Genomic DNA, 11,583 nt, shown 5'->3' on the forward strand with positions numbered 1-11,583 from the left:
ACGATCATCGCCCTTGGCCCGGCAGCGTCGCCGCGAGTCCGGTGAGCAGAATATCGAGACCTCGTTCGAGTTCGGTGGCGCCGTCATAGGCCGCCAGCGCCGGAGCGAGCTCGCGCAGCAACGGAAACTCCGCGATGGGCAGCCGATGCAGCCCGAGGCGCAGCACCTCGTCGGTTTCCTCGGGACGCTCCACGATCTCCTGCAATTCGTTGAGTACGTGACCGTAGAGAAAGCCGAACAGCGCACGGTAGATGTGCAGGGCATCCGCACCGGAAAACCCGGCACCGGTGAGCAGCGCGAGGATGTCTTCGAGGGGGCGGACCACTGCCTGCGGACGCAGCCCCAACGGTGTCGCCAACGGCCGGGTCACCAGCAGCGGCACCGCCTTCGGATGGGCCAGCGCCAAGCGCCGGAAATCGCGTGCGATCACTCGCAATTGAGCAGCCCAGTCCGCATCGGAGGCATCGACCGACAACTGCGCGAAGACGACCTCGGCGACGCCGTCGAGCACCGCGGCCTTATTGGCCACATGCCGGTAGACCACCATCGGATCCCGGCCCACCGCGTCGGCCAGCCGCCGCATCGAAAGTCCGTCGATCCCGTCCCGATCTACGATCTCGAGTGCAGCTTGCAGCACCGTCGCCCTGGTCACCGGACCGTCGCCCCGGCCTGTGGGTCGCCCGGATCGGGAGTTCGTGTGATCGGTCGGTGGTTCGGTCATTTCGAAGCATTCTCCAGTTCCCGGGATCTCCACTGTAGGTCATTATCGTAGACCTACAGCGTTGACATTACGGCATAATCGGCGTCTACTGGAAGAACCAGTCATTGTCGTCGTCATTGGATTGGTGCTCACGCTCGCGGGCACCAGCGGCCACCCCATCCACGGTCGCCGCCACTTCTACTGACCGTCCAGACGGCACGCGGGCACCGTCGCGTATACCCGCGACGCCCATCAATCGGCGGGCACCACAGCCGAAACAGGAGCACCATCATGGCACCGAAAAAGATCCGCTCACCGGCCGCTCGACATCGCGTCCCGCCGGAATACACGCCGCGATTGAGGCTGAAGCCGAAGGCCGACCGCGATGGATATATCGATGGCGCCTGGTGGCCCCGATCCGGCGAACTCACCGCCGAACTGCCAGATCTGCTGGCGGTCCTATCGGTGGGGCTCGGTCCGGTCTGGCGCGTCGTCTATGACCCCGCGTGCTGGTCACGCGCACCCCAGCAAATGACCGTCGGCAACCGCGCGGTCCGGCTCGATCCCTATCGCTTCGAGCGGTGGAACACGATGTTCGTCTTCGGCCGCGACAGCGGCTTGATCGTGCTCCGCGTAATCCCGTCGGCCACTGCCGAGGACATCGCGCATGCGGCCCTGATGGCCGCCGTCAACCCCGAACCGGCGACCCTGGCCGCCAGTGGAATCGAGACAAGATCATGACTCACATCAGGGCGCACCGCCCGATAACCAATCACCGGGATATGACCGGGAACATCGGCCCGCCCCTACGTAACCTGCAACCGTTCCGGACACCTACCCGCACGCCACGCCTGCTACTGCGCGGCAGCGGCTCCGGCCCGGGGCATGTCGACGGCGCATGGTGGCCGTGGACGGCCAATCTCACCGCCGAATTGCACGATCTGATCAACGTCCTCACCCCACGCCTCGGCGCGACCGTGCGAATCGGTTTCGGCTGGAACGCGGTCAGCCTCGCGCAACGCCGCATCGACCACGACGACGGCATCCGACTGCACGGACCAGGCGCTGCCCAACCACACGATGTCATGCATCTGGTAGGCGCAGGCGGCGCTCATCTGGCCCTGCTGGTCATCCCCGCCGATACCCCGCCCGATCAAGCGAACAGTCGCATGCGGTGGGCGACGCGAACCGAAACGTCGCACCAAATCGGCACCCCGGCTGGGACCCGATAACGCTGGGGCACTGTCGATTACAGTCCGGCGTGCGAGAACAGTCCGGGCGAGCCGATGGCCTGTTGCGGTACCGGCTCGGCCGATTCGGTGCGATGTCCGGAATCTCGTACGATCCGCTCGAATAGCGCTAGATAGGCATCGATCATGCGATCAGCGGTGAACCGTTCGAAGACATCGTCTCGGCAGGCGGCACGGTCGAGTCGCCCGAGGTCCGATACCGCCGCGACCGCACCCGCCACATCGGCGACGAGAAATCCGGTGCGACCGTGGCGGATGATCTCCGGCATCGAACCCAATGGTGTTGCGATGACCGGTGTCCCGGTGGCCATGGCTTCGACGACCGACAGGCCGAACGGCTCGGCGAAACCGATCAAATGCAGTAGTGCACGGGCGCCCCCGAGTAGCGCGTCCCGCTCTGCCGGACCGACCGGACCGAGGTAGGTCACATCGGTGCCGGTGAGATGCGGTTCGACCGCCGAGCGGAAGTATTCCTCGTCTTGGATCACGCCCGCGATGATCAATGGCAGTCCGGCCTTACGCGCCACCTCGATCGCCAGGTGCGTCCCTTTATCCGGATGAATTCTGCCCAGAAAGAGCAAATATTCGCCGTGCTTCGGACGAAATGTGAACTGGGCGAGATCGATACCGTGATGAATCGTTGCGGCATAGCGCAGATCCGGGTCACGATCGGCATCGGTGACCGCCACATAGTGGGCGATATCACTGAATTCACGATAAACCGGAACGATTTTCGGTGAATAGAAGCCGTGAATAGTCGTCACCATCGGTGTGGACACCAGCCTGCTGTAAGTCAGTGGCATGAAGTCGAAATGGTTGGCGAGTATGTCGAATTCACCGGCCCGCGCGAATACCGTCGAATTATGCAGTGCTTCGCAGACTTTCGCATCCGCACCGGTCGTTTCCTCGTATCCCGACGGGACGGCGGAGACCAGCCGTGCCGAGGTCGCGGAGTCCGCCGTTGCGAACAGTGTGACATCGTGCCCACGCGCGACAAACCCCTCGGCCAGCGTCGAAGCGATTTGCTCCCACGGACCATAGTTTTTCGGAGGTGTACGGTGTGCGACCGACGCGATAACGCCGATTCTCATAAAATCCTCGATTACTGGCGGCAAGACCGCCGAGAGCCGCCCCAGATGTGGGCGAACATGATGCGCCGATCATATCACACTAATTTCCGCAGATCCGAGTGTTATGATCGTGACCTGGTTGCCGATCCCTGCGTGTCTTTTCTCCGGAGCGGATTCTCAAGCGCTTCAGCGCAACACGATCAGCCAATTGAGTGGCTGCAGACAGCGGCACCTTCGGCGCTGCCTCGAAGCGGAAAGGCTGGCGTAGTGTCGGTTCGGTCCTATGGCGTTCTGAGTACCTATTCACCGACCCAGTGCGGGCTGGCGACCTTCACCGGCGCACTCGTCGATGCGTTGACCGCACCCGGCGAAATCGGTTTCGTGTCGGTCGATTTCGGGCGCCGCCCAACCGTCGGCGTCGTCTCCGTGGTCGACAGTCCGGATCCGACACCGCCCCCTGAGGTGGCACATCAGTGGGAGCGTAGCGACCACCGGGGTGCCACCGCCGCGGCCATCGCACTCAACGGCTTCGATATTGCGATCATTCAGCACGAATATGGCATCTATAGCGGGCGGGACGGCGTCGATGTCCTCGAAATCGTTCGCGCCCTTCGGGTTCCGGCCATCGTCGTGTTGCATACGGTGCTGGTCACCCCGACACCACAGCAGCGGATGATCCTCGAGCAGCTTGTTCGCGATTGCGCGGCCGTCGTCACCATGACGAATACGGCTCGCCGACGACTCATCGACCACTACGCCGTCGACCCGGCCAAGGTACGGGTGATTCCGCACGGTGCCACCGACAATCGCTCCGGACAGCCAGGCGACCAACACCAGCCGATCTCCCGGACGCCGGTAATCCTGACCTGGGGACTGCTCGGCGAGGGAAAAGGCATCGAATGGGGCATCGACGCGATGGCACACTTAGCCGACTTGCGCCCGGCCGCACAGTACCGGGTGGTGGGACAGACACATCCGAGAGTGCTTGCGCGCCAAGGTGAGTCCTATCGCACCGGCCTAGTCGACCGTGCCCAGCGCCGCGGCGTCGCCAACGCCGTCCACTTCGACGCCCGCTACCTCTCCAACGTCGAGCTGTACCGGCTGATCAGGCAGGCGGATATCGTTCTGCTGCCCTACGATTCCCGCGAGCAAGTGACGTCCGGCGTGCTGATCGAGGCGGTGGCGGCGGGCAAACCGGTGGTATCGACCGCCTTCCCGCATGCCGAAGAACTGCTGTCGAGCGGCGCGGGTCTGCTGGTCGATCGAGAGTCGCCGACCGATATCGCCGCCGCACTGCGCCGCGTGATCACCGAACCGGGCCTTGCGGCGAGAATGGGTGCCGAAGCGAAACGTATCGCACCCGAACTGCTTTGGACTTCGGTAAGCCGAAAGTACCGGGACCTGGCAGCGGAAACGCTGCGGGCCGATAGGAAGCTGGCCACGGCATGAATACCATCAGCATCTCCTTCGCGCACCTCTACCGACTCAGCGACGAGTGCGGCATCTTCGAGCACGCGAAGCTCACCACGCCCCGCATCGAAAATGGCTACTGCGTCGACGATGTCGCGCGCGCACTCGTGGTGGCCGTTCGCGAGCCCGAGCCGACCGAACAACTACTCGACAACACCGGCGTGTATCTGGACTTCATCATCGCGGCACTGAACAAGGACGGAAGCTGCCACAATCGACGGGGTACGGACCGGAGTTGGCAGGACGAACCGAGCCTCGAAGATCACTGGGGCCGCGCCCTGTGGGCACTCGGCTCCGTCGTCGCCCGCAAACCCGATCTGGCGCAGGTCGCGTTGGCACACTTCACCATCGGGGCGCACCGGCGGTCCCCATTTCCCCGGGCAATGGCCTTCGCCGCACTCGGCGCCGCCGAGGTGCTGCGTGTCCAGCCGGGAAACACACAAGCGCGTGAACTACTGGCCGCCGCCGGCGGCCGGATCGGCCCGCCGACCCGCCGTCTCGACTGGCGCTGGCCCGAGCCGCGGTTGCACTATGCCAACGCGGTGCTGGCCGAAGCGCTGCTCGCGGTCGGCACGCTACTGCCCGGACAGGGCCGCGTGTACGCCGATGGACTCGCGATGCTGCGCTGGCTACTCGAGATCGAAACCTCGGGTGACCATCTATCGGTCACCCCGGTCGACGGCTGGGCGACGGGCGAAACCCGGCCCGGCTTCGACCAGCAACCCATCGAGGTCGCGACCTTGGCGGACGCCTGCGCTCGCGCCTACGACGACACCGGTGACCAGCAGTGGAAGGATGCGGTACTGCTGTGTGAAGCGTGGTTCCGCGGCACGAACGACGTCGACACTCCCCTGATCGACCCGATCAGCGGCGGCTGCTGCGACGGACTCGAGCACACCGGCCGAAACGAGAACCAGGGCGCCGAGTCGACGCTCGCGCTGATCTCCACGCAGCAACAGGCGCGCCGACTCACGCTTGCCGGGTAGTGGCCAACTCCGCCAATCCCGCCGATCTCGTCCGGCGCAGTACCGTGGTGCTGCTGCCGGATGCCCGCAGAGTCTCGGCCAGGCTATTTCTGCCCGGCCAAGAGATTCTCGGACAAGGGATTTCACGGGCCGAGGCCATCATCGACCGGGTGCTCGCACTCACCGATGCGGACATGCTGGCCGGCCTGGCTTCCGTGCGCCGCCGGTTCGGCGATCGCCACCGCGATATCGACGCGATATTCGCCACGCACGCGGCGCTCGTCGAACATCTGCTGCCGCGGAGGGGGACACTGACGCCCGCGCGCAGACAGCTCATCGGCGCGTACTTCACCCAGGAGTATGCGGTCGAAGCCGCGGCGCTGTTCAATCCGTCGATCGTCGCGCACCCGGACCAATCCGGTCTGGCGTCGGGCGAACTGCGGTTCGTCATGAGCGTGCGCGCACTCGGCGAGGGGCACCTCTCGAGCATCGAATTCCGGACCGGCACAGTCGCACAACATGATTCGGTTCGCCTCGACAAGCCTTCGCCGTTCCTGGATACCGGCCGGGTCGCCGCCTCGGCGGCAGGCAACTACACCGTGAACTTCCCCGCCGATCGTCCGCTATCGGAGCGGGTGCTCTTTCCCGAGAGCCCCGACGAGAGCCGCGGCATCGAGGACGCGAGGCTGACCCGGTTCACCGAGGCGGATGGGACGGTCACCTACTACGGCACCTACACCGCCTTCGACGGCGCCCATATCGCGCCACGGCTGTTGCGCACCAACGATTTCGGCACGTTCGTCAGCACTCGGCTGGCCGGGTCCGGCGCCGAAGACAAAGGGATGGCACTGTTTCCGCGCCGCGTCGACGACCGCTACCTGATGCTCTCGCGGTGGGACCGGGAAAACATCAGTGTGGTCAGCTCTTCCGACGCCCGTGTGTGGCGTGCGCCGGTCACCGTCTATCGACCGACCCAACCCTGGGAACTGATCCAACTCGGCAACTGCGGTCCACCGATCGAGACACCCGACGGCTGGCTGGTGCTGACCCACGGCGTCGGTCCGATGCGCACGTACGGCATCGGCGCGATCCTGCTCGATCTCGACGACCCGACTCGACTCATCGGCGCCCTCCGTGAGCCGCTGCTGACCCCGAACGAAGACGAACGCGACGGCTATGTTCCCAACGTCGTGTACTCGTGCGGCGCGCTCGTCCACCGGAATACCCTGGTGCTGCCCTACGGCTGCGGTGACTCCGCTATCAGGTTCGCGTTCGTCGACCTGTCCGCTCTGCGCCGACAGCTCATCGCTTAGATCTGTCGGCGCCGGGATCCGGGTGACCGATCTCGACAGGCACAAGGAGTCGGGGTATTTCGTCAGCCCGCGCTCGACTTGCGGAAGAAAAGGACGTTGTCGCCGTAGTCCGCGAGCGGAATGGCCAGTGCCGCTTGCCGGATGCCGCTGGCGGGCAGATGGGTGAGTTTCGCGAACATATCGGTGTTGCCGAAAGCGGCACGGACCTGGGTTTCGGACGCATAGTCCGCGCCGTAGTCGGCCAGGGCCGCGAAATCCAGGGGTGCCAATGGGGCATCGAGCGGGGCTTGTCCGCTCGGGCGGCCGAGTGCGGCGTATTGGGTGGCCACGCCGTCCTCGTATCGGCACAGCTCGTAGGACATCTTCTCGTTCGCGGTAACGCTGATCACCGGCCAGCGCGCGGAAAGGTGCTGTGCCAGTGGGTGTTTGCCGACCGGTGCGATCTCCCAGTTCAGGCTCATGACGACAACCGAACCGCCGTAGGGCTGTTCGATCAGCACTACGTCATCGCCGAGAGATTCGGCGGAGTTCAGTTCGGGATCGAAGGTATGCCAATGGGTTTCGTGTGCGCCGCGCACGGCCGAGCGATCGACCTGGCGCGCGTTGTCGGTGGCGTAGGCCGCGATGATCGCGGCGCGAACCTGGGCGACGGCGTCGCGTGCGCTGCAGCGGACACTCAATGCGCCGAAGGTCGCACCGATTTCCACCGGCCGGGACGGGGGATCGGGTAGTGCACCCGCGGCCAGCGGCTTCAGGCCGACCAAAGCGAGCTTCCAGTTGATCTCCTCGATCGTGGCGAGATCGCCGGAGGTTTGGTACAGAATCTGCTGCTGCGTCAGATGTCCCGCGCGCTGCAAGGTCCGGGCTTCGAGTTTGGTGAGCGCGGTGAAGGTCTTGTTGGTGAGGTCGATGTCCTCGATCCGGGTTTCGCGCAGCCGTGCCGTCATCTCCGGTGAGGTCAGTGCGGCATATCGCTCGCGGTACATCGCCACGGCTTGTTTGCGCTGGCGGCCGACCATCAGCGTGCGCAGCAGCATATTCAGGCTGGCCAAATATTTCCCGGACTGTTCCGGATTCGCCGCGAACAGCGCGCTGCGGATGCGCACGGCGTCCTCGCTGGCGGCGACGGCGGCCTTCGGGTCGAGGCGGCACAACCAGACGCCGCATTTCGACAGCCCGTCCGCGCAGACCGCGGCCACCTGCGGATGCGTCCGCGATACTTGGCGATAGGTGTGGCAGGCATTGCGGATGGTGCTCGCCGCGAGCTCTCGGTGGCCGATGTGCCGGGTCGCCTGCTCGAAGACGCGTAGCGCATCCTGGACCTCGCCCGCGAACTCGGCGGTAACGCGACCGGCGGCGAGCCAGTGCAGCCGGATGCCGACGGACTCCTGCGATGGCGCCAGCGCCTCGGCGGTCCGATCCCTGCCGGGGCCGTTCTTGGTCGCGACCAGGCCTTTTGCGAGGTCACACAGCGACGAGGCCAGACGCAATTCGTTCTCGACCGTCCGGTCGATCGCTGCCCGGCGATCCTCGGCTACCCGACGCTCGAGTGCACTCAGATCCATCGCGACCTCAACTCCCGCTTCACCTTCCGCGTCACGGTCGTCGAGCGGCCGCATTCTGCTCGACCGAGTTTGCCATAGAAATGGCCGGAATGAGCAGGCAATCAACCGGCGACCGGTGCCGCCGCGATCGACCTGTTGACAGCCATGGCAACCGCGCTCGCGGACGCCGTGGCTGTTCCGCGTGGTTCGTGAGTGTAGCCGAGCAAACCAACGGTTCGCGACGTTGTCAGGGGTGGTTGCGCTCGGGCGGTTGTGTTCAGCCCTCCAACAGCAGTGTCACGGGACCGTCATTGACGAGTTCGACATGCATATGCGCGCCGAACCGCCCGGTGGCGACGGTTGCGCCGAGCTCGCGCAGTGCCTGAGCGAAGGTCTCGACCAGCGGTTCGGCGACGGGGCCGGGCGCGGCGGCGGACCAGGACGGCCGCCGCCCCTTGGCGGTATCGGCGTAGAGGGTGAACTGGCTGACCACGAGAATGGGCGCATCCAGATCCGCGGCCGCGCGTTCCCCCTCCAGGATTCGCAACCGCCACACCTTGTCCGCCAATGCCTTCGCGGTGGATTCGGTGTCCTCATGCGTCACGCCGACGAGGGTGACCAGGCCTTGCGGGTTCGGTTCGATCCGGCCCACGGTCTGTCCGTCGACGGTCACTTGCGCGGCGGATACGCGCTGCACCAGTACTCGCATTCGTCGATCCTCGCACCCGGGTGCACCTGCGGCCGGTCCGCCCTCAGATCTCGTCGGGGTCGTCGGTTGTCTCGGCTTCGGCGATCGGGTGTGCGTCTTCGGTATGTGATGACGCCAGGTCGCGCAAGATTGCGGGGTCGATCGCAAGGTCGTCAAGCGGAGCGAGATCCATCGACGGGATCGGCGTATCACGAAGTGTCAGAAAGGTATCGAGGAGCGCAAGTGCGTCGGGCGTGAGGCCGGAACCGGTGGACGACAATTCGTCCCGCAGGATTTCCTGCCCGGACGCCGCTTCGATGCCGGGCGATGTCGGATCGACCCGCCGCCAGTGCACCGCGACCGTCCATGACGGGTCACCGCAGGCCCACGCCCAGATGACGTCGCGAACGAACTTGTGCCGCAGGGTGTATACGCGAAAGTGTTCCGACGCGGATCCCGCCCGGTGCTCGATTTCGTAGACCCACTCGTGGCGGCGCGTTCGAATGTAGGTCTCGTCCGCGCGTGCGACGACCAGGAACGGGTCGTCCGGGTCGGCGGCGGCGACCACCAAGTCCTCGAGCAGTGCGGGGGTGAGGTAGGGCAGTGACCGGCCGTCACCGACGGTCACGTGGACATCGACGTGGCCGCGAGGGTCATAGAGGTGGCCCGTCTCGACATCGAACACAGCGAGGTCGCGGTCCTTGGTGAGTTCCAGTACCGCGAGCAGATGCCTACCCCGGTCCGATCCCCAGGTGCGCAGTACGGCGCCGCGCGAATCCGCTACGGCCGCAACGAATCCGATGGTGGCGCCGTTGCGCTCGATCTCGGCAATGAGGTTGTCGACGATGGGTGTGGTCGCACTGTGGTCCGGCGCGGCGCACATTTGCCGGTACTGCTCCAGCGCGTCGAGAGCGGTATCGACCGTGTCGGCGGGCACCACCGCGAACTCGCAGGTCACCGCCAGGCTGGTCAGTAACGCCTCGAATTCCGGGGTCGGGCGCACCTCGACATTGTGGTCGGGATCGATCTCGGTTATGGCGGCGAGGCTGATCGCACCGTCCCGCCACCAGTAGACCGCCGGACTGATGGGCCGCGGCTCGCTGCGATAGGTGTTGGCGGCGACTTTGCCCAGCAGGATCATCGCCGTCCGCGCATTCGGCCCGACAATCGGATGTGCGTAGAGGTTGCCCTCGTGCGAGATTACGAAAAGTGCTCCGTACGTTCCGATTACCGGATAGTCGCCGAGCCACTTCGAGTGGGCACTTGCGAAATCCGAGCCGCTCAGAATTGCGAAGTGCGCATTGTTGTAGTTCCGCCATTCGATCTCCAGGCGGTCGGCGGCACGAGTGTTCGCCTCGGCCACTTCGAAGAGTTCGGTGGTGTCGATCGCCCAGTGGGCGAGCTGGTCGGAAGTGACGGCCTCGGCGGTGCGGAGTTGCTCGAGCACGACCACCTGAATGATGCCCGGCGCGACGTATTGTCCGGCAATGTCGATGCCCGCGATGGTGTCCGACGACGCGAACCGCGTCTTGATAAGTCCACGCACGGTCACCAGCGAAATCAATGGGTCCGAAGGCAAGTCGGGCACGACATCTCCTGAAATCGGCGTACCCCGACCCTAAGCCAGCGCCCCGCGCCGGTTGTTGCCGTCCGTGGGAGGTCCACCTGCTCGGGCCGTGATTGCGTGTCCCGATCTTCCCAGCAGTGGGCACGGATCGGGACGGTAGATTCGAGGTTGTCGATAGGGTCGGGCTCACGGCGCAGTGAGGGTTGCTTCGGGCAACCGAAAGTCGAAGCAGTGCACCAATTCTTAGAAGACACGGGGATATGACTAAGGGTTACGATGAGAGGCCGGTCACGCTGGCTCCTATTTTCCTAGCCAGTTTCGTGCTGTGGGCCGGTCGAAGTGTCCGCGATGTACTGAATCGGTCGACGGGTGGGCAGCAGGGGCTGGTCGTACCCGATCGAGATTTCCAACTCGAGGCCGTCTTCGATAAACAGACTCCGGTCGTATTCCGCGGTGTCGCAACAACTTGGCCGGTATTCGAGGACTTTCAGCCGCAAGCGCTGCGAGAGAAATACGGCGACCAGAAGGTCGCCGCGTTGACCAGTACGACCAACGTTTTCACACAGGAGACGTCGCCGGTCGAGGTGCTCGAATACCGTGATGTCATGGCAGCGGTTTTCGACGAGCCGAAGCCGGGCAAGAACTACTACTCGCGTGCCGCCGCCGACCCGCAGCCGCTCGCCGATCAGCTGCCCTCGCGCGTCGGCACCCGGCAGCAGAGCTCGGCGGCGAGCAGTGTGTGGATCGGCCAGCAGGGCAATCTGACACCGCTGCACAATGATCCATGGCACGGCCTGCTGATTCAGCTGCACGGCCGCAAGCGGGTCCGGCTGTTTCCGCCGAATGAGTACCGCAATGTGTACGGCCGGATTCCGATGAAGGTTTCGGACCCCTACACCGGACTCCCCGACGAGTTCGACCCGGATGTGAGCAGCTTCGAGAAGCTGCAGGATGCGTCCTGCTACGACGTGGTTCTCGAGACCGGCGACATCCTCTACATCCCGATGTTCTGGTGG

Annotated in this window: 12 protein-coding genes; 7 read left to right on the forward strand and 5 right to left on the reverse strand. The window is 64.9% G+C overall.

Annotated elements, in window-relative coordinates; translation table 11 throughout:
- Positions 1-4: 4 nt before the first annotated feature.
- Positions 5-721, reverse strand: a complete 717-nt coding sequence (locus ON44_RS04970) for a TetR/AcrR family transcriptional regulator C-terminal domain-containing protein (RefSeq protein ID WP_040686607.1) — start codon at positions 719-721, stop codon at positions 5-7.
- Between the two features lie 61 nt (positions 722-782).
- On the opposite strand from ON44_RS04970, the gene ON44_RS53915 reads away from it, so the two are divergent.
- The 3 genes from ON44_RS53915 (at position 783) to ON44_RS04980 (ending at position 1,932) form a co-directional block, all read left to right on the forward strand.
- Positions 783-905 carry a DUF6131 family protein gene (locus ON44_RS53915; RefSeq protein ID WP_373283127.1) on the forward strand — a complete coding sequence of 41 codons (123 nt, stop codon included), beginning with the start codon at positions 783-785 and terminating at the stop codon, positions 903-905.
- An 86-nt stretch (positions 906-991) separates the two neighbouring features.
- Positions 992-1,441, forward strand: coding sequence for a DUF5994 family protein (locus ON44_RS04975; protein ID WP_040686608.1), 450 nt, complete (start codon positions 992-994; stop codon positions 1,439-1,441).
- 41 nt (positions 1,442-1,482) lie between these two features.
- Entirely contained in the window at positions 1,483-1,932 is a 450-nt protein-coding gene (locus ON44_RS04980; protein ID WP_040686609.1) for a DUF5994 family protein, read from the forward strand.
- 17 nt (positions 1,933-1,949) lie between these two features.
- On the opposite strand, the gene ON44_RS04985 is transcribed toward ON44_RS04980, so the two are convergent.
- A complete protein-coding gene (locus ON44_RS04985; protein ID WP_040686610.1) occupies positions 1,950-3,041 on the reverse strand; it encodes a glycosyltransferase family 4 protein in 1,092 nt (363 codons plus the stop codon).
- 246 nt (positions 3,042-3,287) lie between these two features.
- Between ON44_RS04985 and ON44_RS04990 the strand changes: the two genes are divergently transcribed.
- The 3 genes from ON44_RS04990 to ON44_RS05000 are packed head-to-tail and all read left to right on the forward strand — an operon-like array spanning position 3,288 to position 6,768.
- Entirely contained in the window at positions 3,288-4,469 is a 1,182-nt protein-coding gene (locus tag ON44_RS04990; RefSeq protein WP_040686611.1) for a glycosyltransferase, read from the forward strand.
- Positions 4,466-5,476 carry a hypothetical protein gene (locus tag ON44_RS04995; RefSeq protein ID WP_040686612.1) on the forward strand — a complete coding sequence of 337 codons (1,011 nt, stop codon included), beginning with the start codon at positions 4,466-4,468 and terminating at the stop codon, positions 5,474-5,476. The genes ON44_RS04990 and ON44_RS04995 overlap by 4 nt, the downstream gene beginning before the upstream one ends.
- Positions 5,476-6,768: a glycoside hydrolase family 130 protein gene (locus tag ON44_RS05000; RefSeq protein WP_040686613.1), complete on the forward strand. Its 1,293-nt coding sequence runs from the start codon at positions 5,476-5,478 to the stop codon at positions 6,766-6,768. The genes ON44_RS04995 and ON44_RS05000 overlap by 1 nt, the downstream gene beginning before the upstream one ends.
- Before the next feature lie 62 nt (positions 6,769-6,830).
- Here the strand turns inward: ON44_RS05000 and ON44_RS05005 are convergent, their stop codons facing one another.
- The 3 genes from ON44_RS05005 to ON44_RS46505 form a co-directional block, all read right to left on the reverse strand.
- Positions 6,831-8,333, reverse strand: a complete 1,503-nt coding sequence (locus ON44_RS05005; protein ID WP_040686622.1) for a hypothetical protein — start codon at positions 8,331-8,333, stop codon at positions 6,831-6,833.
- 256 nt (positions 8,334-8,589) lie between these two features.
- Positions 8,590-9,021 carry a D-aminoacyl-tRNA deacylase gene (gene dtd / locus ON44_RS05010; RefSeq protein ID WP_040686614.1) on the reverse strand — a complete coding sequence of 144 codons (432 nt, stop codon included), beginning with the start codon at positions 9,019-9,021 and terminating at the stop codon, positions 8,590-8,592.
- 43 nt (positions 9,022-9,064) lie between these two features.
- Complete coding sequence (locus ON44_RS46505) at positions 9,065-10,588, reverse strand: hypothetical protein (protein WP_051181540.1); 1,524 nt, start codon at positions 10,586-10,588, stop codon at positions 9,065-9,067.
- A gap of 239 nt (positions 10,589-10,827) precedes the next feature.
- Between ON44_RS46505 and ON44_RS05020 the strand changes: the two genes are divergently transcribed.
- The coding region (locus ON44_RS05020) for a cupin-like domain-containing protein (protein WP_040686615.1) at positions 10,828-11,583 on the forward strand (756 nt) is incomplete at its 3' end.

It is taken from the genome of Nocardia vinacea NBRC 16497 (assembly GCF_000308835.1).
GTDB classification, from domain to species: domain Bacteria; phylum Actinomycetota; class Actinomycetes; order Mycobacteriales; family Mycobacteriaceae; genus Nocardia; species Nocardia vinacea.